The organism is Pseudoxanthomonas wuyuanensis (assembly GCF_900215535.1).
Taxonomy (GTDB): domain Bacteria; phylum Pseudomonadota; class Gammaproteobacteria; order Xanthomonadales; family Xanthomonadaceae; genus Pseudoxanthomonas_A; species Pseudoxanthomonas_A wuyuanensis.
In genome coordinates this window covers 14396-37507 of the sequence record NZ_OCND01000002.1, presented here as the reverse complement: position 1 = coordinate 37507, position 23112 = coordinate 14396, and the positions used below count along the sequence as shown (strand labels likewise).

Genomic DNA, 23112 nt, shown 5'->3' with positions numbered 1-23112 from the left:
CGCCTCGCGGTCACCTTCAGCATGCGCGCCCCGAACGCGAACGCACATCTTGTATCCGCTTTTGGACGCTCAACTCCTCATGAAGAAAACAACCCGCTCCGCTGTCGTTCTCTTGTCCGCGTTGGCTGCACTGCCGGCGACGTCACTCGCGCTCAACCCGGTTATTCAAACGATGTACACCGCCGACCCGGCCCCCATGGTCCATGACGGCACGCTCTACCTGTTTTCCAGCCACGACGAAGACGTCGGGGAGCCCAACAACTTCAACATGAAGGACTGGGTGCTCGCCACGACGACCGACATGGTGAACTGGACCCAGCACGGCGCGGTCGCCTCGCTCCGGGACTTCCCCTGGGCCGCCAAGGAGATCTCCGGCTGGGACGGTTTTGACAACGGCGCCTGGGCTCCCCAGGCGATCGAGCGGGATGGCAAATGGTATCTCTACGGCCCGGTGCAAGGCCGGGGCATCGGCGTGCTGGTGGCGGATAATCCGCTCGGGCCCTACACCGATCCCCTCAAGAAACCGCTGATCGCCGGCCATGCCGGCGGCCTATACGACAGCATCGATCCGACCGTTTACATCGACGACAACGGCCAGGCCTACCTTTACTGGGGCAATCCCAATCTGTGGTCGGTGAAGCTCAACAAGGACATGATTTCCTACGACACCAGCGTCGGGGAGAACGGCATCATCCGCCATCCGATGACCGTCAAGGCCTTGGGCGAGCGCAACCCTCCGGACACGCAAGGCACTACGCTGCCAAAGCCTGCTTTGCGCGGCACGTCATACGAAGAGGGTCCCTGGCTCTATAAGCGCAAGAATCTCAATTACCTGTTTTTTGCCGGGGGTCCGCTCCCCGAGCATCTCGCCTACTCCACCGGCCCCACACCTGAAGGCCCGTGGACCTACGGCGGTGTCGTCATGGTCCCGCAAAACGCCTTCACCAACCACCCGGGCGTGATCGACTACAAGGGCAAGACCTACCTCTTCTACCACAACGCCGAACTTCCGGGAGGCGACGGCTTCAAGCGTTCGGTGGCCGTCGATGAGTTGACGTTCAACCCGGATGGCTCGGTCCCGATGGTGCAGCCAACCAAGGAAGGGCCGGCACCGATCGCCACGCTCGATCCCTACCTGCGGGTCGAAGCCGAGACCATCGCTTGGTCTTCCGGCGTCAAGATCGAGCCCAGCAGCGCCGGCGGCCAGAATGTACGAGACATCCACGATGGGGACCACATCCGGTTGCGCAATGTCGATTTCGGCGCAACCGGCGCGCGCGCCTTCACGGCCAGCCTCTCCAGCACGGCCAAGGCCAAGCAGGCCACCGGGGCGAAGATCGAGATTCGTCTTGGCAAACTCGATGGCCAGTTGATCGGCACGCTGCCGGTCTCGGGAACCGGCGGCGAATGGAAGCCGCAATCAGCCCGGATCTCCGGAGCCTCCGGCATCAACGATCTCTTCTTCGTGTTCCGCGGCGCGGCCGGCGAAGAACTGTTCAAGTTCGATCACTGGCAATTTTCCCAGCGCGACCTGGCCGCGGACAGTGCCTCTGTCGCGTCTGAGCCCCTTCCGGCAGCACCGGCGGATCCTGCCCACAATCCACTTATCTGGGCCGACGTCCCGGACATCGCCATCATCCGCGTAGGAAAAACCTACTACATGAGCAGCACGACGATGCACATGAGCCCGGGCCTCCCGATCATGAAGTCCACGGACCTGGTCAACTGGAGCATGGCCTCCTACGCTTATGAAACCCTCGCCGACAACGAAGCCCTCCGCCTCGAAAACGGCAAGAACGCCTACGGTGCCGGCTCCTGGGCCAGCAGCCTGCGCTACCACGACGGCGTGTTCCATGCCTCGACGTTCTCCGCCACCAGCGGGCGCACCCACGTCTACACCACACGCGATCCGGATCGCGGCCCGTGGAAAGAGACGAGCTTCGAACCCGTGCTGCATGACCACAGCCTGTTTTTCGACGACGACGGCCGCGTTTACATGGTCTACGGCGGCGGTCGCATCACGCTCGTCGAGCTGAAACCCGATCTGTCCGGAATCAAGCCCGGCGGCGTCAACAAGGTCCTCATCGAAAACGTCAACACCCTCTTCGGCGACGACCTGGGCGGGCTCAATGGCGAGGGCTCGCAGCTCATCAAGATCGACGGCCGCTACTACCTCTTCAACATCGCCTCGCCCGGGAGCCGCTGGGCGCGCACCGTCATCGTCCACCGCGCCGACGCCATCGATGGTCCCTACGAGGGCCGCATCGCGCTCGATGATCGCGGTATCGCCCAGGGTGGCCTCATCGACACCCCGGAAGGCAAATGGTATGCCTATCTTTTCAAGGACAACGCCGCCGTCGGTCGCATCCCCTATCTGGTGCCGGTGACCTGGAAGGACGGCTGGCCCGTGCTCGGCGAAAACGGCAAGGTGCCGATGACGCTCGACATCCCCGCCGGCGGGCAGGGCGTCTCAGGCGCCTCCGGCATCGTCGCCTCCGACGAATTCGACCGCCGGCCCGGTGCTCCCGACCTGCCCCTCGCCTGGCAATGGAATCACAATCCCGAACCGCGCGACTGGTCGCTCACCAAGCGCCCGGGTTATCTGAGTTTGGTCACCAGCCGGATCGTTTCCTCGCTGCCCGAGGCCCCCAATACCCTCACCCAGCGCACCTTTGGCCCTGACAGTTCCGCCACCACCCGCATCGACGTGAGCGGCATGAAAGACGGCGACTGGGCCGGCTTGGCCGCTTTTCAGAAACAGTATGGTTTTGTTGGCGTAAAGATGAGCGGCGGCGCCAAATCTCTCGTCATGGTGAGCGCCGACTCCGACCATCCCGAGGAGATCGCCTCCATTCCCCTCTCCGGCAAAACCGTTCACCTCAAGGTCGAATGCGAATTTGAGCCCGCGCCCGAATTCGCCCGCTTCTCCTACAGCCTCGACGGCAAATCCTGGACCCCCATCGGCCGTCCCTCGGCCCTTGCCTACACCTTCCCGCACTTCATGGGTTATCGCTACGCCCTCTTCTATTATTCGACCAAGACCGCAGGCGGCCGTGTGGACTTCGACTACTACCGGATCGGGCAAAGCGGCGGCTCGCGCTGACCTGCGCCGGACCGGCCATGCCGCACTCGGGATCAATCGCTTTTCAGCAGGTAGCGGATGTCGTGCCGGTAGACCTGCCCCGGCCGCAGGATGGTGCTGGGAAAATCCGGCTCGTTGGGGGCGTTGGGGAAGCTTTGCGGTTCCAGGCAGATGCCGTGGCCCAGCTGCGGGTGCGCCTGGTCCAGCTTCTGGCCGGCATAGAACTGCAGCGCCGGCTTGTTGCTGCTCAGCTGCAGGGTGATGCCGCTGTGCGGCGAATGCAGTTCGGCGCTGCATTGCCGTCCTGGTTCCATCACCAGGCAATGGTCGTAGCCTGCGGTTATCGCAAGCTGCGGGTGGTCCGCCGGCTCGCCGATCTGGCGGCGCTGACGGAAATCGAACGGCGTCGCGGTCACCGATGCGATTTCGCCGGTCGGGATCAGCGCGGCATCGGCAACCGGCAGGTAGCGATCCGCCGGCACGGTAAGCCATTGCTGCGCGGCCGGAATCCTGGGGTCGCCGGCAAGATTGAAATAGGCATGGTTGCTCAGGTTGACCGGTGTGGGCGCATCGGTATGCGCCTCGAACAGCAGTTCCATGCTGTTGCGGTGGACACGGAACGTGGCGGTGACCTCCAGTGTGCCGGGGTAGCCTTCCTCGCCTGCCGGCGATCGATAGCCCAGGCGTAGTTCCGTTTCCGAGCCGTCCAGCCGCCGCCAGACGCGGCGCCCGAAGCCGAGCGTGCCGCCATGCAGATGATTGCGGCCTTCGTTGGCGCTCAGAAGGTAGCGATGGCCATCGAGTTGGAACTGCGCGCCGGCGATGCGGTTGGCGAAGCGTCCTACGATGATGCCAAGGTTGGCGGTGTCGCGCCGGTAGGCTTCCAGCGTGGGCAACCCCAGCACCAACTCCGTACGCCCGTTGCGGGCGGGGAAACTGAGGCGGCGCAGAATGCCGCCGTACTCAAGCACTTCAGCCTGCAGGCCATCGGGCTGGCCCAGGACAAACGCGTGGATCGGTATGCCATCGAGATGGCCGAACAGGCTTCGTTGAATCACCGGGACTCCATGGGCAGGATGGCGGCAGGAAAGCGCCGAAGCGTTGATGCGATGCCGGGCCGCCGCCGCGCGGCTTCCTGCGGCGACCGACCGGCGCCGGCACGCCGCCATGATTGCTGCAGAACGAAGGTGCTGGCGGGACGGCCCAGCGCCAACGTTACCGATTTCATTCCAGCGTCAGGACGAATCCCCCGCGCGCCGGCACTTCGATCTGCAGCTTTTTATCTTCTCCCAGGCGTACCTCTTCGCGACGGAACGACAACGGCCCGTCGCCGTCGGCGATCAGCGTTCCCGCGGAAGCTGCGCCTGCCAGCTCCGACAGGTCCAGCTGCAGCGTCGTGCTTTCGGCTTCGGCATTGATGCCGGCCACGTACCAGCGGCCATCGCCTTGGCGGGCGAACACCGCCTGCTTTCCGGGATAGCCGGCGATGTAGCGGCTGTCGTCCCACACCGAAGGTACACCGCGCAGGAACTCGCGCACGTAGTCCGGCGCCTTGGCCATGCCTTCCGGGATTTCGGGGTAGTGCTGGATGCCGGAGACGAACAGCACCGATTGCGCCAGTTCGAAGGCCGGCGTGGTGCGGCGTTCGATTTTGTTGATCCGGTCCAGCACCATCGGCGTGAAGTCCATCGGATCGAATACATTGCGCGTGAACGGCAGCATCGTCGCATGCGTCGGGGCCTGATCGGCGTTGTGCTGATCGAAAGTGATGAACTCCAGCCCGCGCACCGCTTCGACCGTCATCAGATGGGGATAGGTCCGTTGCCAGCCGCGCGGCAGCGTGGCGCCATGGAAATTGAGCAGGAAGCCGTACGGCGCGGCGTCTTCCATGATGTCCAGGTAATAGCCGATCACCGACTGGCCGTCGCCGCCGAAGAAATCGATCTTCAAGCCGGCCACACCCATCGCCTTGAGGCGGTCGAATTCGCGGATCCGATCGGCACGGGTCAGCATGCGGTCACGCGGGGTCTGGTGAGACTGGTTCCAGTCGCCGGCGGAGTTGTACCAGAGCAGGATCGCCACATCCTTGCCGCGCGCATAGTCGATCAGTTCGCGCACGCGCTCGTAGCCGATCTGGCTGTCCCACATCGCATCGATCAAGGTGTAGCGCCAGCCCATGTCGGCGGCGTAGTCGATGAAGCGCTTCTGCACCTCAAAGACCGTCTGGTCATCGCCCAGCAGCGGCCAGCTCCACGATGCCTTGCCGGGAACAACAGCGCTTGCCGGCACGTGGCTGGGCGGATCCGCCAGGTCGGTGCCCAGTGTGGATTCGGCGATGGTCTTCAGGCTGCCGATGGCGATGATGCGCCACGGCGATTGCCACGGCAGCGGGAGCTCGGGATTGACCGGGCCGTTCTGGAAGTTTTCGCGCGGATCGGGAAAGCCGATCCGGTATTCGCCCGCGGCCTTGCCATCGAGCAGGCGGCTGCCGGCGTGGCCGCGCGACAGGCTGCCTTCGCTCAGCAGCAGCCAAGTGTCGCCGCTGCGGAACAAGGCCGGGTATACCCAGCCGGTGCCAAGCGGCGATGGCGTGCCGACCGCGACGTCCTGCAGGTAATACTCTTCGTAGGAGGGATTGGTTTGCGCAAAGCCGGTCTTGGCGACCGACATCGGCTGCAGCCAGGCGCGCGCATCGTCGGGAAAACGGAAGGCGGTGGTTTCCTCGCGCAGGCGATGGACGCTGCTGTCGGCATCGGGGAAGCGGTAGCGGAACGCAACGCCGTCGTTGGATACCTGGAAGACGATATCGAGCCGCTGCCCGGCGGCGGTGCGCCAATGGAATTCGCGGCGGTTGCCCAGGTATTCGTGGTGGCGACGCTTGCTGGTCAGCAATTCGTAGCTGTCCGTAACCGTGGTGACGGCGCCGGCTTCCTGCAACTGCAGGCCGCGGGAAAAATCCGCGTCTTCCAGCACCAGGCCCAACGGCGCCGGCGCCAGGACTTCCTTGCCTTCGCGTGCGATGGCGTAATGCGGGGTTCCCTGCGCATCCAGCGTTACCGCTACCTGCAACCTGCCGTCAGGACTGGCGACCTGGCCCAGCGTGCGCGCAGCTTCTCCGGCCGCCGCCGCAGGCCCGGCCAGCGTCAACGCCAGTGCCAGCGATACGACGATGCGCGAGCCGCCGCGATACAGCGCCCGCCCGAACGGGAGCAATGGATTTTCCACAGGGGCGGCGACAGGCGGTATCCGCACCTTGTCCGATTGCATCGCCATGGCGGCGGTCTCACAAGGATGTTTCATCAGGCAACTCCCAAAGTCAGGCGGCGGGTTCGTTCGAACACCCGCTGCAACAGGCAGAACAGCAACAGCAGCACGCCGATGGCGATGCGCGTCCACCACGAACTCAACGTGCCTTCGAACGCAATCAGGGTCTGGATCAGTCCCAGCACCAGCACGCCGACCAGGGTGCCGGCCACGTAGCCGCGGCCGCCGGACAGCAGCGTGCCGCCGATCACCACCACCGCAATGGCATCCAGTTCCAGCCCCAGCGCATGCAGGCCGTAGCCGGACAGCATGTAGAAGGTGACCACCACCCCGGCCAGCGCCGAGCAGAAGCCGCTGAGCGCATATACCGCAATCCGGGTGGCGGCAACCGGCAATCCCATCAGCAGCGCCGACGATTCGCTGCCGCCAATCGCATAGACGGTGCGGCCGAAACGGGTGGCGTGCGCCAGCACGATGCCGGCGGCGACCGCCAGCAGCGCGATCAGCGCCGACAGCGACAGCGAATATCCGCCACCGACCGGGATGCGCAGATAGGCGACGGCGGTCATAAGCGGGTGATCGATGCTGATCGAATCGACGCTGATCAGCGTGGCCGCGCCGCGCGCCAGGAACATCCCCGCCAGCGTCACCACAAACGGCTGCAGCCGGAAACGCTGGATCAGCAGGCCCATGGCGGCGCCGTAGACGGTGCCCAGCGACAGCGCCAGCGCTATCGCCGCCAGCGGGTGCCAACCCTGCCGCTGCACCAGCGCCGCCAGCAGCACGGTGGTGAAGGCGATCACCGCGCCCACCGAAAGATCGATGCCGCCGCTGAGAATGACGAAGGTCATCCCCACGGCGACAATGCACAGGAAGGCATTGTCGATCAGCAGGTTCAGCATCACCTGCGGCGACAGGAAGCCCTCGTACAGCACCCCGCCGGTCGCCGCCATCGCCACGAACAGCGCCACGGTAACGGTCAGCGGCAGATACTTCGGATCGAAACGTCGCCGCTGCATCGGCTCCTGCTGGCGGCCGGAGGCCGCCGTGCGGGCGCTTTCGTTGCGCGCGTTCATCGCATTTCTCCGCCCGCCGGACGGCGCCGCAGCAGGCCGCGCATGCTGGCGCGGAAATCGGCCGACTGCAGCAGCATCACCACGAACACCAGCGCCGCCTTGACCATCAGATTGATCTGCGGCGGCACGCCAATCGAATAGATGGTGGTGGTCAGGGTCTGGATGATCAACGCGCCCAGCACGCTGCCGGCCAGGCTGAAGCGCCCGCCGGTCAGTAGCGTGCCGCCCAGCGTCACCGCCAGGATCGCGTCCAGTTCCAGCAACTGGCCGGCGTTGTTGGCATCGGCGCTGCGCACGTTGGAACTGACCAGAATGCCGGCCAGGCCGGCACTGAACGCGCAAAACACATACAGGCCGATGGTGATCGCGCGCGCCGGTACGCCGGCCACATGCGCGGCCAGCGGGTTGCCGCCGATGGCGCGCACGAACAGGCCCAGCGCGGTGCGGTTCAGCGCCACGTACAACAGCCCGCAGACCGCCGCCACCACGAACAACGAGAACGGCAACCCCAACAGGTAGCCGTTGCCGAAATAGAAGTACGGTGGGTAGTAGATGGTCAGGATCTGGCCGCCGCTGATCAGCTGGGCAATGCCGCGGCCGGCCACCATCAGGATCAGCGTGGCCACGATGGGTTGCATGCCGGCCCTGACCACCAGCAGTCCGTTCCACAGCCCGCACAGCGCCGCTACCGCCAGCGCGGCCGCGACCGCCAACGGCATCGGCAGGCGGCTGCCGGCGCCTTCGCCACCGGCGATCATCCATGCCGCAACGGTAGCCGAGATTGCCAGCACCGCGCCCACCGAAATATCCAGCCCGCGCGCGGCGATCACCAGGGTCATGCCCAGCGACACCAGGATCAGCGGCGCGGCGCGGTTGCCGATGTCGATCAGGTTGCCGTACAGATGGCCCTCGCGCCATTGCAGCGCCAGGAAACCAGGATTGAGCGCGCCGTTGCCCAGCAACAGCAGCAGCAGGGTCAGCGCCGGCCAGAACAGCGGGTGCGCCAGCGCGCGCCGCGGCCAGGAGGTTCTGCCAGGGTCGCGTTCGACGGCCATCGCCTATTGCCCCGCGATCAGTTCGAACACCGCATCCTCGCCGCAGCCGCCGGGCAGTTCGCCGGCCTTGCGGCGGTCGCGCATCACCGCGATGCGGTCGGATACGCGCAGCAGTTCCTCCATCTCGGCGGATACGAACAGCACCGCCATGCCGGTACGCGCCAGCCGCAATATCTCGTTCATGATTTCCTGTTTGGCGGCAATGTCGATGCCACGGGTGGGCTCGTCCAGCATCAGCAGCTTGGGTTCGGTGGCCAGCCAGCGCGCCAACACCACCTTCTGCTGGTTGCCGCCGGACAGCAGCGCAACCGGCGTTTCGATGCTGGCGGTCTTGATGCCCAGGGCGTCGACGAAACGGCGTGCGATGTCGTTCTGCGCGGCGCGCGAAAGAAAACGCCGCCATCCCCGCCTGGCCTGCAGCGCCAGCACGATGTTCTCGCGCACCGACAATTCGGCCACGATGCCTTCGGTCTTGCGTTCTTCCGGGCACAACGCCAAGCCGTGCGCCACCGCATCGGCCGGACCGTGCAGGCGCACGGCCTGGCCGCCGATGCGCAGCGTGCCGGTTTCGGCCCGATCCAGGCCGAACAGCAGCCGCGCCAGTTCGGTGCGGCCGGAGCCCAGCAGGCCGCCCAGTCCCAGCACTTCGCCGCCGCGCAACTCCAGATCGGTCGGCGCCAGCTGGCCGCGCCGGCCCAGCCCCTGCGCCTGCAGCACCATCTGGCGCGGTACATCCGCTTCCGCCGCCGGCCGCGCCGCCGGCGCCGCGGCCATCTCGCGCCCGACCATCGCCGCGATCAATGCCGCATGCGGCAGGTCCGCGGCCGCGTACTCGCCCACGCAGCGGCCGTTGCGCAACACGGTGATGCGATCGGAAACCGCATAGACCTGATCCAGAAAATGAGTCACGAACAGGATCGCCATGCCGCGCTCGCGCAGGCGGCGGATCACTGCGAACAGTTCCTCCACTTCGTGCTCGTCCAGGCTGGAGGTCGGCTCATCCAGAATCAGCACGCGCGCCGACACGCCCAGCGCGCGCGCAATGGCGACCATCTGCTGCACCGCCACCGGGTACTCGCCCAGCAGGCGATCCGGATCGATGCGCAGATTCAGTTCTTCCAGCAGTTCGCGCGACTGCCGCCGCACGCTGCGCCAGTCGATCAGTCCGCTCCAGCGCTGGCGCGGAAAACGGCCGGCGAACAGGTTCTCGGCCACCGACAGGTTGGGGCACAGGTTCACTTCCTGGTAGACCGTGCTGATGCCCAACCGCTGCGCCTGTACCGGACTGGCCGGCGCGATTGGCTGGCCCTGCAGTTCCAGCGTGCCGCTATCGGCCGCCAGCACGCCGGTCAGCACCTTGATCAAGGTCGACTTGCCGGCGCCGTTCTGGCCCATCAGCGCATGCACTTCGCCCGCGCGCAGGCACAGGTCCACGCCCTCCAGGGCCGCGATGCCGGCAAAACGCTTGCCGATGCCGCGTGCCTGGAGAACGTGGGAGGAGCCTGGGGGGGAGGGACCTGCGTTCATTGGCGTTGCCCGCGCCGTTCAGTAGCGGCGGGTCGGGAAGACTTCTGCGGCCTGTTCGCGGGTGAACACCGATTCCTCCACAACGATGCGCTTGGGCAGCGGCCGGCCTTCGCGCACCGCATGGATCGCATCGACCAGTTGCGGACCCAGCAGCGGGTTGCATTCGACGGTGACGTTGAGCTTGCCGGCCATCATCGCCTCGAACGCACCGCGCACCGCATCGATGGACACGATGACGATGTCCTGCCCCGGCTTGAGCCCGGCTTCCTCGATGGCCTGGATGGCGCCGATGGCCATGTCGTCGTTGTGCGCGAACAGCACATCGATACTGCTGCCCTCGGCCTTGAGGAACGCCTCCATCACTTCCTTGCCCTTGGCGCGGGTGAAATCGCCGCTTTGCGAACGCACCACCTGGAAGCGCGGGTTGGCGGCAATGACTTCCTTGAATCCCTTCATGCGGTCGTTCGCCGGCGCCGAACCCACGGTGCCCTGCAGTTCGACGATCCGCACCGGCTCCGTGCCGTCCTTGAGCGGCGACTGTTCCAGCAGCCAGCGCGCGGCCTTGCGGCCCTCCTCGACGAAATCCGAACCGATCAGCGTCACGTACAGCGAATCGTCGGACACCTTGACCGCGCGGTCGGTCAGGATGACCGGGATGTTGGCGGCCTTGGCTTCGCGCAACACGGTTTCCCAACCCGACTCGACCACCGGCGAAAACGCGATCACATCCACGCGCTGGGCGATGAACGAACGCAGCGCCTTGATCTGGTTTTCCTGCTTCTGCTGCGCATCGGAAAAGCGTAGCTGGATGCCGGCCTCCTGCACCGCCGACTTGATCGATTCGGTATTGGCGGTGCGCCATTCGCTCTCGGCGCCGACCTGGCTGAAACCGAGCACGATGCGCTCGCCTCCGGCCGGGTTCTTTTCGCCGGAGCACGCCGCCAGCATCGCCATCAGGCACGCCGCGGCAACCGCAAGATACTGCTTCATTGTCCCCACCTCCTATCACAATCACGCTGGCGGCAGATGCGGCACCGGCGGCACCGCAGGCCTGCCGCCCACCCTCCCAGGCGGGCGTGCGGGTCAGTTATTCGGTCATGCGCTGGTATAGGCGGTCTTGACCGTCGTATAGAACTCTACTGCGTAGCGGCCCTGCTCGCGCGGGCCGTAACTCGATGCCTTGCGGCCGCCGAACGGCACATGCGGGTCGACGCCCGCGGTCGGCAGATTGACCATCACCATGCCAGCCTGCGCATGGCGCTTGAAATGGGTGGCGTACTTCAGCGATGTGGTGGCGATGCCCGCGCACAGACCGAACTCGGTGTCGTTGGCCAGCGCCAGCGCGTGCTCGTAGTCGTCGGCGCGCAGCACCGCCGCTACCGGGCCGAACACTTCCTCGCGGGCGATGCGGTGCTGCGGCTGCGCGGCGATCAACGCCGGGCTCAGGTAATGCCCGGGCGTGTCGAGCTCCAGCAGTTCGCCGCCGTGCAGCAGTTCGGCGCCTTCGCTGCGGGCGATTTCCAGGTACGACAGATCGGTTTCCAGTTGGCTGCGGCTGGCGACCGGGCCGATGTCCACGCCCTGCGCCAGCGCATTGCCCACTTTGATCTGCTGCAACCGCTTGCGGGTGCGGGCGATGAACTCGTCATACACCGGCGCCTCGACGATCAAGCGGCTGGAAGCGGTGCAGCGCTGGCCGGTGGAGAAGTACGCGCCGTTGACCGCGATCTCCACCGCCTTGTCCAGATCGGCATCGGCCAGCACCACCAGCGGGTTCTTGCCGCCCATTTCCAACTGGATCTTCAGCCCGCGCTCGGCGGCCTGCTTGAGCAGGCGGTTGCCGGTGGGCACCGAGCCGGTGAAGCTGAGCGCATCGATGCCGCGGTTTTCCACCAACGCCTGGCCGACCACGCGGCCGCTGCCGATGGCCAGATTGAACACGCCCGCCGGAAGCCCGGCGCGGCTGAGGATTTCGGCCAGCGCCCAGGCGCAGCCGGGCACGATCTCGGCCGGCTTGAACACCACCGCATTGCCGTAGGCCAGCGCCGGGGCGATCTTCCAGGCCGGGATCGCCAGCGGAAAATTCCACGGCGCAATGATGCCGACCACGCCGACCGGTTCGCGGGTGATTTCGACATCGACGCCGGGGCGGGTGGAGGCCAGCTTCTCGCCGGGAATGCGCAGCGCCTCACCGGCGAAGAACTTGAAGATCTGGCCGGCGCGGGCAGCCTCGCCGATGCTTTCCGGCAGCGTCTTGCCTTCCTCCTGCGCCAGCAGCCGGCCCAGTTCCTCCTTGCGCGCCAGGATCTCGCTGCCGACGAAATCGAGCGCATCGGCGCGCTGCTGCGGCGAACTCAGGCCCCAGGCACGCTGTGCCTGCGCGGCCGCGGCGATCGCCTCATTCACCTGCGCGGCATTGAGCGAACCGTATTCGCCGACCGGACTGCCCAGATCGGACGGATTCTCATCGGCGGCACTGTCGGCGCCTGCAATCCATCGACCATCGATGTAGCTCTGGAAACGTTGGCTCATAACGGAAAGATCCTGTTCATAGCGGGCGTACCGTACCCGGTTCAAAGCCGCCCGGCACGCGCGCCAGCGGATTGCGCAGCGGCGCGCCCAACGCGGGCAGATCGATTTCGAAGCAGTCGCCCGGCTCGGCGCGCACGCCGTCGGCGAAGCTCAGCGTGGCGGTGCCGAAGAAGTGCAGATGCACGTCGCCGGGGCGGCGGTGCGCGGCGTACTTGAAATGGTGGTATTCCAGATTGGCCAGCGAGTGGCACATGTTGGCCTCGCCGGTCACGAAGGGTTTCTCCCAGATGACCTCGCCGCCGCGCCGGATCCGGCTGCTGCCCTGCAGATCGCGCGGCAGTTCGCCGGTGCGCAGTTCCGGCCCCACCGCGCAGGCGCGCAGCTTGGAATGGGCCAGCAGCAGGTAGTTCTGGCGTTCGGTGACGTGGTCGGAAAACTCGTTGCCGATGGCAAAGCCAAGCCGGTACGGCGTGCCGTCCGGGCCGATCAGGTACAACCCCACCAGTTCCGGCTCCTCGCCGCCGTCCAGCGCGAAATCCGGCGACGGCAACGGCGCGCCGGGCGCCACCATGATGCTGCCGTCGCCCTTGTAGAACCATTCCGGCTGCGCGCCGGCCTGGCCAGCGGCGGGGATGCCGCCTTCAACGCCGGCCTGGAACATCTTCATCGAGTCGGTGAGCGTGCCGCTGCTGGCCTGCTGCTGCAGGTTCTGGTGCATCGCATCGCGCGCGGCCGCGCTGCCCAGGTGGGTCAGCCCGGTGCCGGTGACCCGGCAGTGCGCCGGGTCCGGATGGGCCAGCGGCGACAGCACCCGCCCCTGCGCCAGCGCTTGCGCGTAGTCCAGGCGCTGTTCGCCCAAGGCGGCGCTGGCCAATGCCTGCAGCGGCTGGCCGGCGGCAATGGCCGCGCTGGCCAACGCGTAGGTGCTGTCGAAGCCGGACAACAGGCGGACGCTGCCGCCATCGGCGTCGACCGCGCCGGTCCGCGCGACTCCGGAATCGTCTATCAGCTGGATCAGTCGCATGCGCTCCGCCCACCGGTGAAGTTGGCGCACACCGGCCCGGGCCCAGCCTGGGTCAGTGTGCCCCGCTATTCTGCGTCCAGGAGAGATAGCCAACAAATGCAATTTTGGGCTTAACCTATACCCATACTCATATGGGATGACCAGCCTGATGTCGCAACAGAGCAAGCCCTGGTTCGCCCGCGCCCGGCTCAAGACCCGCCAGCTGATGCTGCTGCTGGCCATCGATGAGGAAGGCAACATCCACCGCGCCGCCGACGCGCTGAACATGTCGCAACCGGCCGCCTCCAAGCTGCTCAAGGATCTGGAGGAGATGATGGAGGTCACGCTGTTCGAGCGGCTGCCGCGCGGCATGCGGGCGACCTGGTACGGCGAGATCATGATCCGGCATGCGCGCATCGCACTGTCCAGCCTGGGCGAGGCCGGCCGCGAAATCGACTCGCTGAAGGCCGGCTACACCGGCAACGTCAGCGTCGGTGCCATCGCCGGCCCGGCGATGACGCTGTTGCCGATGGCCATGAGCCGGATCGCCGATGAATACCCGCTGCTGCGGATGTCGCTGCTGATGGAAAGCAGCGACGTGCTGCTGGAGCGGCTGGCGCAGAACAAGCTGGACATCCTGATCGCGCGGCTGTTCGCCCGCCACGACAAGCGCAACCTGCATTACCAGGCATTGGCCGAAGAACAGGTCTGCGCCATCGCCCGTCCGGGCCACCCGATTCTGGAAACCGGCACCCCGTCGCTGGACCAGCTGGCCGCCGCGGCCTGGATCCTGCCGCCGGCCGGCAGCGTGCTGCGCCACCGTTTCGAGCTGATGTTCCAGAGCGTCGGGCTGGACCCGCCGCGCCGGATCATCGAGACCTCGGCGCTGGTATTCCTGACCAAGATGCTGGAACAGAGCGACCACCTGGCGGTGGTGCCGGTGGACGTGGCGCGCCATTACGCCGATCACGGCATCGCCGCGATCCTGCCGGTGGAACTGTCCTGCAAGATGGACGCGTTCGGCATCATCACCCGCACCGACTGGCTGCTCTCGCCCGGCGCGCAGATCATGCTCAAGGCGCTGAAGGATGCGGCCGCATCGGTTTACGGCGTGCAGTTGCCGATGGAGGAAGTGCCGGTGTGATCGCTGGTCGAATAGCCTTGTAGAAGCGACGTGAGTCGCGATGGCGCTTTCATGGGAAAGCCTCATCGCGACTCACGTCGCTCCTACAGGACAGATATCATTCGCGAAAAGACTTGCGGGCACTCAACTCCAGCCCGCATCCACCACGAATTCCTGCGCGGTGCAGGCGCGCGCGTCGTCCGAGGCCAGGAACAGCACCATCGCCGCGATGTCCGCCGGCACCACCTTGTCGGGCAGGCACTGGTTGCGCTGCAGTTCGCGCTCGCCGGCTTCGTCCAGCCATAGCCGGATCTGGCGTTCGGTCATCACCCAGCCCGGGGTGACGATATTGATGCGGATGCGCTCGGCGCCCAGTTCGCGCGCCAGTCCGCGGGTCAGTCCGTCGACCGACGATTTGGCGGTGGCGTAGGCCGGATAGCCCGCGGTCTTGGTCTGCCAGCCGGTGGAACCCAGATTGACGATGGAACCGCCGCCGAGCCGGCGCATGCCGGGCACCACCGCCTGGATGGCGAAGAACGCCGGACGCTGGTTGATGGCCATGCGCCGGTCCCAGTACTCCGGAGTGACCTCGGCCAGCGCGTGGCGGTCGTCGCTGCCGACATTGTTGACCAGCACATGGAAATCGCCGAGTTCGCCGGCCGCATCGGCTATCGCTGCCTGCAGCGCCGCCACATCGGTCACGTCGCAGCGCCACCACCACGGGCGCGGCAATCCGGCGTCAGCCAGGCGTGCGACCAGTGCCGCGCTGTCGTCCTCGGCAATGTCGATGAAGGCGACCGCCGCCCCCTGGCGCACGAAGGCCTCGACCAACGCTGCGCCAATCCCGGAACCGCCGCCGGTGATGAAGACGCGGCGCCCACGCAGGCTCGGGTAGACGGTGGCGGACGCTTCGGAGGCAGGGTCGAACTGGGCGGTCATGCGGTCGGTTTCCGGTGTCGGGCGGGCGGAGGAAATCAGATATCAAAAACAGTATTGGTATCTTCAATTATTTTATTTTTGCAATATCAATATGCCTTGTAGGATGACCGCCGTAAAGCGGAATCCGGGTCGGCGCTGCGAATGGATGCCGGGCTCCCTTCCCAATCTTCACCACAGGATCTGGCAAGCATGGGCGCTCCAAAGAAGCCGGCATCACGCAGCCAGGCCTGGTTCGGCCGCGACGGCAAACAGGGTTTCTACTACCGCAGTTGGCTGAAGAGCGCCGGGCACCCGCACGACATGTTCGATGGCCGGCCGGTCATCGGCATCTGCAATACCTGGTCGGAACTGACCCCGTGCAACGGCCACTTCCGCGAGCTGGCCGAACACGTCAAACGCGGCATCTACGAAGCCGGCGGCTTCCCGCTGGAATTTCCGGTGATGTCGTTGGGCGAAACCCAGATGCGCCCCACCGCGATGCTGTTCCGCAACCTGGTCAGCATGGACGTTGAGGAATCGATCCGCGCCAACCCGATCGATGCGGTGGTGCTGCTGATGGGCTGCGACAAGACCACCCCGGCACTGCTGATGGGCGCAGCCAGCGTCGATCTGCCCACCATTGGCATCTCCGGCGGCCCCTCGCTGTCGGGCAACTGGCGCGGCCACCCGCTGGGTTCGGGCACCGGCGTGATCCAGATGTCGGAAATGGTCCGCGCCGGCGAATTGTCGCAGCCGGATTTCAACGAGGCCGAGGCCTGCATGCAGCGCTCCAAGGGCAGCTGCATGACCATGGGCACCGCCTCGACGATGGCCAGCATGGTCGAAGCCCTGGGCATGTCGCTGCCGGAGAACGCAGCCATTCCCGCCGTCGATTCGCGCCGTTACCGGCTGGCGCAGCTGAGCGGCCGGCGCATCGTGCAGATGGTGCGCGAGGACCAGCGCATGTCGCGGGTACTGACCCGGCAGGCGTTCGAGAACGCAATCCGCGTCAATGCCGCGATTGGCGGCTCGACCAACGCGGTGATCCATCTGCTGGCGCTGGCCGGACGCATCGGTGTGGATCTCAAGCTCGACGACTGGGACCGGCTGGGTTCCAAGCTGCCTTGCCTGCTCAATCTCAAACCCTCCGGGCAATACCTGATGGAGGATTTCTTCTACGCCGGCGGCCTGCCGGCACTGATGCGCGAGATGGCCGAACACCTGCACCTGGACGCAGCCACTGTTAGCGGTAACACGATTGGCGAGAACATCGCCGATGCGCCGTGCTGGAACCGCGACGTGATCCGGCCGCTCAGCGAACCGTTCAAACCCGAGGCCGGCATTGCCGTGCTGCGCGGCAACCTGGCGCCCGACGGCGCGGTGATCAAGCCGTCGGCGGCTTCGCCGCAGTTGCTGCGGCACCGCGGCCGCGCGGTGGTGTTCGAGAACATCGAAGACCTGCACGCGCGCATCGACGACGAGCAGCTGGACATCGACGCCAGCTGCGTGATGGTGCTGAAGAACTGCGGCCCGCGCGGCTACCCCGGCATGGCCGAGGTCGGCAACATGCCGCTGCCGCCCAAGCTGCTGCGCCAGGGCGTGACCGACATGGTGCGCATTTCCGATGCGCGCATGAGCGGCACCGCCTACGGCACCGTGGTGCTGCACACCTCGCCCGAAGCCGCCGCCGGCGGCCCGCTGGCGCTGGTGCGCAATGGCGATTTCATCGAACTCGACGTCCCCGGCCGGCGCCTGCACCTGGACATCAGCGACGAGGAAATGGCCGCACGCCGCGCCCAGTGGCAGGAGCCGCCGCGCCCGGCCCGCGGTTGGTACAAGCTGTACGTCGACCACGTCCAACAGGCCCACCTGGGCGCCGACCTGGACATCCTGGTCGGCGGCAGCGGCGACGCCGTGCCGCGCGATTCGCACTAGGGCGTGCCGCCGGTTTCCGCGCGCACGCCCTGCTTGCGATGGTCAGGCGGCAACCCGGTTACTTTTCTGTCGCCTCAACCGCAATGGCGTCAACCGGAGCCTCAAAGGCAATGAAAAGAACGCAGGGCTCCCCTTCTGCGCAGTCGGCTTCATGCGGAAGCCGGGCAGGACCGTACGCATATGAGCCAGGCCTCAGGACCGTTCGCTCATGGCCGTTGTAGGTGACGTGCAATTCGCCTGAAACCAGGACCATGCGCTCCGCCGACGTGTGCCAGTGGGGAGGAATCGAGGAACCCGCCGGTACCTTGAAAAACACGTCCGCGTTTTCCTTGGCCGGGTCGCCGTGAAGCACGGCAATTGCGCAGCCCTCGGGGAGAAAGTCCGGGCAAGGCCCCCACTGGAGCTGCGAATCCTGATGGGTCCATGCCAGTGCGGTTTGTCCCGCATTGTCCTGCGCAAGGACGGAGCTGGCCGGAAGGATGAGCAACGATGCCGCCAGGTACAGGTGCCGATACATATGTCACCTCCTACTTGTGGTGCGGGGGAGCTCATCTTGCCCCCTAATGGCCGACATAACCAGCGACCCGCCGGCGCATCCAGTGGGACGCGCGCCCGATGGAATGGCCGGGCGCCAGCCGCCTCGACGGCCCCTGTTGTCTATGCCTGAATTGAGCCGGCGCGTCCTCGATACGGAACCGGCTTGAACGAATGGCTCGGCCGAAAGCTAGCGCAACTCCTTGCGGATCATGAGCTTGAGACCAGACCAGATGTCGCTGACGGCGCAGACCTTGATGTCGACGAATCCGAGGGGAAGGCAGACTTCTCGGATTGTGTCTTCGGTGATGTCGGTTGGAACTTTGGAAGCCTTTTTGGGCCAGGAAACCCAAACGACACTATCCGGCCTGATGTCCTTACGGAGGGACGCCAACTCCCGCTCCAGCACCGACCGGTCAACGGCAAAGACATGAACCAGGTCCGCCGATTTCGTAACCTTTCCGGTAATAAGAACCCCGGGTGGAAGAGGTGCAACCAACTGCTCATAGTCGCTTGGCGCGTGCCGAGTGACGAGCGTTGATCCGGCAGAAATGCCGAGCTTCTTGGCCAGGGGAGTGCCTGAATAGCCGGAAAGGTTCGTCATGTGACCTGACACCTGAACTAAGCCGACCCGTGGTGGGGCAGCGGATAGGTGCGTGCTAGCGTAGCGTAAAGGCACCTGGCCGGTGCCCCGATACGGGTTCGGCTCGAATCAACTGTCAGCGCACATCGCTGTACCGGGCAAGACGCTCCTCCAAGTAGATGGGCAAGTCAGCCTCCCGCACGGAAAAAGCAACATGCTGATAGGAACGCTCCTGGGGCGGCATGCCTTCCATTGCAGCCAGCCAAGTACCGCCGAGCACAAAGAATTTCTCGCGGGACAGCGAATAGTTGCGGCTGGCACTGTCATAAACCTCGCGCGCTCCAAGCCCCTCGCACAAGAAGGTGGCCATGCGGTCGAGGTCCCGGACGATAAACGTGATATGGCTGATACCTTCCATGGGCCCAACGCCTTGAATCAAGCCGGCCCGCGAAGCGGGTTCTGCTTGAGTTGTTAGGCAGCATGGCAAGAGCATCGCACGACGCAACTCCATGAAAATCTCTTGGGCAGGCTGAAAACAATCTGCCGGCGTGAAGCTGCCTGGACCAAATGAGTCTGAGAAAACATCAGAGATTGCCAGGGCGATCTCATCGATGCCGTAAAAAGCCGGAGCTCTAGCGGTGATCTTTGCAATTTGATCGTCAAACTCGTCCGAGGGCGCTCCCTCGTTGATGAGATTGTACGGATCCCAAGCGCGGATGATGGCGCCGATGATCTCCAATGCCTTTTCGTAGTCGCGACGATCTTTCACTGCTGCCTAATGCCGGCCATAACCGGCGGCCAACTCGTGCGCGCCAAGGGCGCGTGCGAGTTTTCCGTCCGTGTTGATGGCGTTGTTGGGCTCGGTGCATCGATGCATGCACGGCTCCGGAGATGCTGTGGCATTCTTCCTAAGCATAGGGGCTCGTTGTGGGCTCGCCTGCGCTGTTCGTCCAGATGTCGTCCGGGAGCGAACGGTCGCGGTGACAGACTCGATCATGGTTCGGGTAGGTGATTCTGTCGACAGGCGCCCGCGTGCCGACGATTAGACAACGCGTTACGTTGCCGCTGCGGTTCTCGAGACAATGGCCGACAGGTATCCCCGCGCGAAATGTCGCCGCGTCCCCAGGTCGCAGCAGCGTTTCGGTGTCGCCCTCAATCAGTGTGATCTCGCCTTCAAGGACATAGACCAATTCGTCCTCGGCACTGTGCCAGTGCTTGATAGATGAGCGAGATCCCGGCTGCAGAAACTCGACGAAGGCGCCAAACTGAGTAAGACCACCTGCCTCGCTGATCCAAAGAATACGGTTCGGTTCGCTCGCGCCCTCAGCCAGGCTTTCCTCTGCAATGAAGCGATCCGGAGTAATCGCGGTCATATCCACGCCTCAACAGATGTCATTTCCGTTCCTTTGAAGCCCAATGCCTGAACTAAGCCGACCCGCGAAGCGGGTCGGCTTGAATGAACTGTCAGGCTGCATCGCCGTTTGTCCAGTGCCATGTGACGTCACCTGGAGCGACAATGGACTCAACGACGGCCCGAATGCCTTGAACCAATGATGCTGCCTCCATGTACGGCGGCTTGTCGCGGCCGAACATCTTGCGCGGAAAGCGCCGCAAGGACAGAAGCCAACGATCCTTGGAGCCATCCACGTTGCAGCAGTGAACCGCAAACTCCGAGCCCGTGTCCGGCGAGTACTCAATGAACCAACCCCAATCCTCAAAGTTTGGATAGCTAGTTGGAACACCACGTTTAGCCAGCTCTTGCGACAGCCAAAAAGCCAGTTCTGCGCCGTAGACACCGGGATTGACTTGGCAATCCTCTGGCAGCACCGGAGAGAATTGCTCGGACTTGAACTCCACAACGTCGCGAATCGTGTCCATGCGGCCTAACGCCTACTAGACCGCAAAGTGCGGCATAAACCAGATTCTGATGAGGTCCGTGTACTGCGTCAATTGCCGGAATGGCCTCGATATCAATGGCTTGTGGACGAGGTAACCGCACCGGTGCCCCGGTTGTCTGGTCAATATCCGGCGCGGCTGCCGTCATAACGTTTATGGCGGCAATGGCGCCGTTGTATCGGGTGATGTCGCGGCCGATGGGAAGGCCGCAGCTCGAGCGCTGTTCTCTGCAACTTCAGGAGAACATTGGGCGATCTTGACCGGCTGGCATCCTTCGGCCCCTGGTTCGGGGCTGAAGGCAAAACACGGCGCCACCTTGCGCGGGCTCGCTGCCCGCCCGGTTCAAGGCGGTCAGCGGACCCTTGGCCGCGTTGAAGTACCGGGTCAGGCGGGTACGCATGTCAGGCAGACAGCCATCGGGTATCGGCGACGGCACCTGCAGTCCGAATTCGCCGCGGTACTCCTGCCCGGCATCCAGGTCCGGCGGCTTGCCCTGTTTGATGCTGCGTACCGCGCGTTCCGGACCACGCAGGCGAAACTCTTCTTGAAGGACGACCAGCTTCGCTGTTGGCGGCCCGCCGAATGTCTCCAGCACTGGCCGTCTGCCCGACGGTATGCCGCATCCCTGCGGCACCGGTGCGCGGCTCAGTTGGCCGGCTGGTAACGCAGGCTCAGGCCGTATTCGCGGCCGGGCCGGTTGTACCAGGCGATCGTTTCGTAGTCGCGGTCGAAGACGTTGTTGGCACGCGCCTGCAACGTCCAAGACGGATTGATCGCATATTCCACCCGCAGGTCCAGCGTGGCATAACCGCCCAGTCGCTGGGTGTTGGCGGCGTTGTCGTAGCGCTCGCCTGCGGCGTTGAAGGTCAGCCCGGTACGGAAGGCGCCGAAGCTGCGGTCCACATCGATGCGCGCAGTGTTGCGTGCGCGGCGCGCCAGCAACTTGTTGTAGTTGGCATCGTTGGAACGGTTGCGCGGGTCGACATGGCTGAACTGGGTGGACAGGTCGAAGCCGGCCACGCGCGCCTCGAAGGTCAGTTCGGCGCCGCGCAAACGCGCTTCTTCGGCCTGGATCAGATTGAAGGCGCTGTCGTAGCCGATCAGATCATCCACCTTGGTCTGGTAGATGTTGAACGTCCAGTTCCAGCGCTCGGCGTATTGGGCCAGGCCGACGTTGACGCTGGTGGACTCTTCCGGCCCCAGATCGGGATTGCCCGAGAACGGGAAGTACAGTTCGTTGAAGCTGGGCGCGCGGAAGCCGGTGGCCACGCTGGTGTTCAGGCGCAGGCCGTGGGCGAAATCCAGGCCCCAGCCCAGGCTGCCGGTGGTGTGGTTGCCGAACTGCTCGTTGTCGTCGTTGCGGACGCTGGCCTGCAGGCGCTGGCGGCCGACCCGGCCCTGGTATTCGACGAACAATGCCTTGTTGTCGCGGTCATCGACCGCGTAACCGGTGGTGCTTTCGATGGCGTCTTTCTGCCAGTCGGCGCCGGCGCTGAGCAGGTGCTGCTCGGCCAGGGAGAAATCGGCCTGCACCGAGGCGGTATCGCGACGGGTGTCGAAGGTGCTGACGTAGGCGCGCGGGCTGCCCGCCTGGGCGAAGTAGTTGTCCGACTTGTCGTAGGCGCGGCCGGCCTGGACGGCGACGTTGATGCGTTCGGTGGGCGTCCAGCTCAGCTTGCTGCCGAACACCTGCTGGATGTTCTCGGCCTCGTTGCCGCCAAAGATGCTGCCGTCGAACTCGTTGAACGCGCTGGCATGCAATGCGTTGGCTTCCAGCCGCAGCGTGTCGGTGAAGGTGTAGCCGCCGCGCAGGTTGACGGACCTGTTGCGGTAACCGTCGCGGTCGGGCTCGTCGGCGAAGCAACCCTGGAAGGTGGCGGCCGAGCCGCGGCAGGCGTTGATGCCGTCGGTGCGCTGGTAGGCAAGGTCGGCGCCGAACCAGCCGCGCTCGTTGCCGCCGCCCACGCCTGCGCTGGCCTCGCGCAGGTTGTGGCTGCCGATGCCAACGCGGAAGCGGGGACGCAGCGCGCCGCGGTCGCGGCGGGTGAAGATCTGGATCACGCCGCCGATGGCCTCCGAGCCGTACAGGCTGGAACGCGGCCCGCGAACGATCTCGATACGGTCGATCTGATCGATCGGAAGATCCTGGAACGACGCCAGTCCGGCGGTCGCCGAGCCCACGCGGATGCCATCGACCAGCACCAGCACATGGTCCGAATCGGCGCCACGGATGTTCAACGTGGTCAGCTTGCCGCTGCCGCCCTGGTTGGAGAACGACAGACCGGCCCTGCCCTTGAGCAGGTCCAGCAGCGAACGCGCCTGGGTGCGTTCGATTTCCTCGCGGCCGATCACCTGCGCCGGCACCAGGCTGTCGCGCAGCGCGACCTCGGTGCGGGTGGCGGTGACGATGATTTCGTCCAGATCGGTGGTCGCGGCGGCGGCCATCGCCAGCCCGGGCAGGCCCAGCGCCACGGCCAGGGAAAGGGTGCGGAGGACCGGAGAACGGCCCGGAATACGGTACTGCATGAGGTTCAACTCCATCGCGCAAATGCGCAGCAAGCCAGTGGAGTTGCCAGACGAAGGA

At 65.2% G+C, this 23112-nt stretch carries 19 protein-coding genes; 3 read left to right on the top strand and 16 right to left on the bottom strand.

Going from position 1 to position 23112, the window contains the following annotated elements; all coding sequences use genetic code 11:
• Window positions 1-79 precede the first annotated feature (79 nt).
• The gene (locus CRO39_RS21065; protein WP_202926246.1) at window positions 80-3103 is read left to right on the top strand and encodes a family 43 glycosylhydrolase; all 3024 of its coding nucleotides are present in this window, start codon (window positions 80-82) and stop codon (window positions 3101-3103) included.
• A 32-nt stretch (window positions 3104-3135) separates the two neighbouring features.
• On the opposite strand, the gene CRO39_RS05160 is transcribed toward CRO39_RS21065, so the two are convergent.
• The 8 genes from CRO39_RS05160 to araD1 all read right to left on the bottom strand — a co-directional run bounded on the left by CRO39_RS05160 (window position 3136) and on the right by araD1 (window position 13560).
• On the bottom strand, window positions 3136-4140 hold the full coding sequence (locus CRO39_RS05160; RefSeq protein ID WP_238394497.1) for an aldose epimerase family protein: 1005 nt from the start codon (window positions 4138-4140) through the stop codon (window positions 3136-3138).
• Window positions 4141-4306: 166 nt separating this feature from the next.
• Entirely contained in the window at window positions 4307-6382 is a 2076-nt protein-coding gene (locus CRO39_RS05155) for a glycoside hydrolase family 97 protein (protein WP_238394498.1), read from the bottom strand.
• Window positions 6382-7365, bottom strand: coding sequence for a galactofuranose ABC transporter, permease protein YjfF (gene yjfF, locus CRO39_RS05150; protein WP_202926250.1), 984 nt, complete (start codon window positions 7363-7365; stop codon window positions 6382-6384). Before yjfF ends, CRO39_RS05155 begins: the two co-directional genes overlap by 1 nt.
• A 53-nt stretch (window positions 7366-7418) precedes the next feature.
• Complete coding sequence (locus CRO39_RS05145; RefSeq protein ID WP_097120830.1) at window positions 7419-8477, bottom strand: ABC transporter permease; 1059 nt, start codon at window positions 8475-8477, stop codon at window positions 7419-7421.
• Window positions 8478-8480: 3 nt separating this feature from the next.
• Window positions 8481-10004, bottom strand: coding sequence for a sugar ABC transporter ATP-binding protein (locus CRO39_RS05140; protein ID WP_097120829.1), 1524 nt, complete (start codon window positions 10002-10004; stop codon window positions 8481-8483).
• An 18-nt stretch (window positions 10005-10022) separates the two neighbouring features.
• Window positions 10023-10994 carry an ABC transporter substrate-binding protein gene (locus CRO39_RS05135; RefSeq protein WP_097120828.1) on the bottom strand — a complete coding sequence of 324 codons (972 nt, stop codon included), beginning with the start codon at window positions 10992-10994 and terminating at the stop codon, window positions 10023-10025.
• Window positions 10995-11099: 105 nt separating this feature from the next.
• Entirely contained in the window at window positions 11100-12536 is a 1437-nt protein-coding gene (locus CRO39_RS05130) for an aldehyde dehydrogenase family protein (protein ID WP_097120827.1), read from the bottom strand.
• Window positions 12537-12552: 16 nt separating this feature from the next.
• A complete protein-coding gene (gene araD1, locus CRO39_RS05125) occupies window positions 12553-13560 on the bottom strand; it encodes an AraD1 family protein (RefSeq protein ID WP_097120826.1) in 1008 nt (335 codons plus the stop codon).
• 136 nt (window positions 13561-13696) lie between these two features.
• Here araD1 and CRO39_RS05120 point away from each other — a divergent pair, with 136 nt between their 5' ends.
• A complete protein-coding gene (locus tag CRO39_RS05120; RefSeq protein WP_238394499.1) occupies window positions 13697-14683 on the top strand; it encodes a LysR family transcriptional regulator in 987 nt (328 codons plus the stop codon).
• Window positions 14684-14806: 123 nt separating this feature from the next.
• Here the strand turns inward: CRO39_RS05120 and CRO39_RS05115 are convergent, their stop codons facing one another.
• A complete protein-coding gene (locus CRO39_RS05115) occupies window positions 14807-15601 on the bottom strand; it encodes an SDR family NAD(P)-dependent oxidoreductase (protein WP_097120825.1) in 795 nt (264 codons plus the stop codon).
• A gap of 189 nt (window positions 15602-15790) precedes the next feature.
• On the opposite strand from CRO39_RS05115, the gene CRO39_RS05110 reads away from it, so the two are divergent.
• Window positions 15791-17515: an IlvD/Edd family dehydratase gene (locus tag CRO39_RS05110; protein ID WP_097120824.1), complete on the top strand. Its 1725-nt coding sequence runs from the start codon at window positions 15791-15793 to the stop codon at window positions 17513-17515.
• Between the two features lie 58 nt (window positions 17516-17573).
• Here the strand turns inward: CRO39_RS05110 and CRO39_RS05105 are convergent, their stop codons facing one another.
• The 7 genes from CRO39_RS05105 to btuB form a co-directional block, all read right to left on the bottom strand.
• Window positions 17574-18032: a cupin domain-containing protein gene (locus CRO39_RS05105; protein WP_097120823.1), complete on the bottom strand. Its 459-nt coding sequence runs from the start codon at window positions 18030-18032 to the stop codon at window positions 17574-17576.
• A gap of 207 nt (window positions 18033-18239) precedes the next feature.
• Complete coding sequence (locus tag CRO39_RS05100; protein WP_097120822.1) at window positions 18240-18653, bottom strand: DUF3052 domain-containing protein; 414 nt, start codon at window positions 18651-18653, stop codon at window positions 18240-18242.
• A gap of 115 nt (window positions 18654-18768) precedes the next feature.
• Complete coding sequence (locus CRO39_RS21280; protein ID WP_274382247.1) at window positions 18769-19401, bottom strand: VOC family protein; 633 nt, start codon at window positions 19399-19401, stop codon at window positions 18769-18771.
• A gap of 139 nt (window positions 19402-19540) precedes the next feature.
• Window positions 19541-20005, bottom strand: a complete 465-nt coding sequence (locus CRO39_RS05090; RefSeq protein ID WP_097120821.1) for a cupin domain-containing protein — start codon at window positions 20003-20005, stop codon at window positions 19541-19543.
• 91 nt (window positions 20006-20096) lie between these two features.
• Entirely contained in the window at window positions 20097-20510 is a 414-nt protein-coding gene (locus tag CRO39_RS05085; protein WP_097120820.1) for a hypothetical protein, read from the bottom strand.
• 253 nt (window positions 20511-20763) lie between these two features.
• Complete coding sequence (locus CRO39_RS05080; RefSeq protein ID WP_097120819.1) at window positions 20764-21123, bottom strand: hypothetical protein; 360 nt, start codon at window positions 21121-21123, stop codon at window positions 20764-20766.
• A 50-nt stretch (window positions 21124-21173) separates the two neighbouring features.
• Complete coding sequence (gene btuB, locus CRO39_RS05075; RefSeq protein WP_097121286.1) at window positions 21174-23054, bottom strand: TonB-dependent vitamin B12 receptor; 1881 nt, start codon at window positions 23052-23054, stop codon at window positions 21174-21176.
• Window positions 23055-23112 lie beyond the last annotated feature (58 nt).

Bases quoted from the DNA above. Each gene is read 5' to 3' on its own strand.
- CRO39_RS21065 (WP_202926246.1), top strand. From the start codon at position 80: ATGAAGAAAACAACCCGCTCCGCTGTCGTTCTCTTGTCCGCGTTGGCT.
- CRO39_RS05155 (WP_238394498.1), bottom strand. From the start codon at position 6,382: ATGAAACATCCTTGTGAGACCGCCGCCATGGCGATGCAATCGGACAAG.
- yjfF (WP_202926250.1), bottom strand. From the start codon at position 7,365: ATGCAGCGGCGACGTTTCGATCCGAAGTATCTGCCGCTGACCGTTACC.
- CRO39_RS05145 (WP_097120830.1), bottom strand. From the start codon at position 8,477: ATGGCCGTCGAACGCGACCCTGGCAGAACCTCCTGGCCGCGGCGCGCG.
- CRO39_RS05140 (WP_097120829.1), bottom strand. From the start codon at position 10,004: ATGAACGCAGGTCCCTCCCCCCCAGGCTCCTCCCACGTTCTCCAGGCA.
- CRO39_RS05135 (WP_097120828.1), bottom strand. From the start codon at position 10,994: ATGAAGCAGTATCTTGCGGTTGCCGCGGCGTGCCTGATGGCGATGCTG.
- CRO39_RS05130 (WP_097120827.1), bottom strand. From the start codon at position 12,536: ATGAGCCAACGTTTCCAGAGCTACATCGATGGTCGATGGATTGCAGGC.
- araD1 (WP_097120826.1), bottom strand. From the start codon at position 13,560: ATGCGACTGATCCAGCTGATAGACGATTCCGGAGTCGCGCGGACCGGC.
- CRO39_RS05120 (WP_238394499.1), top strand. From the start codon at position 13,697: ATGACCAGCCTGATGTCGCAACAGAGCAAGCCCTGGTTCGCCCGCGCC.
- CRO39_RS05115 (WP_097120825.1), bottom strand. From the start codon at position 15,601: ATGACCGCCCAGTTCGACCCTGCCTCCGAAGCGTCCGCCACCGTCTAC.
- CRO39_RS05110 (WP_097120824.1), top strand. From the start codon at position 15,791: ATGGGCGCTCCAAAGAAGCCGGCATCACGCAGCCAGGCCTGGTTCGGC.
- CRO39_RS05105 (WP_097120823.1), bottom strand. From the start codon at position 18,032: ATGTATCGGCACCTGTACCTGGCGGCATCGTTGCTCATCCTTCCGGCC.
- CRO39_RS05100 (WP_097120822.1), bottom strand. From the start codon at position 18,653: ATGACGAACCTTTCCGGCTATTCAGGCACTCCCCTGGCCAAGAAGCTC.
- CRO39_RS05090 (WP_097120821.1), bottom strand. From the start codon at position 20,005: ATGACCGCGATTACTCCGGATCGCTTCATTGCAGAGGAAAGCCTGGCT.
- CRO39_RS05085 (WP_097120820.1), bottom strand. From the start codon at position 20,510: ATGGACACGATTCGCGACGTTGTGGAGTTCAAGTCCGAGCAATTCTCT.
- btuB (WP_097121286.1), bottom strand. From the start codon at position 23,054: ATGCAGTACCGTATTCCGGGCCGTTCTCCGGTCCTCCGCACCCTTTCC.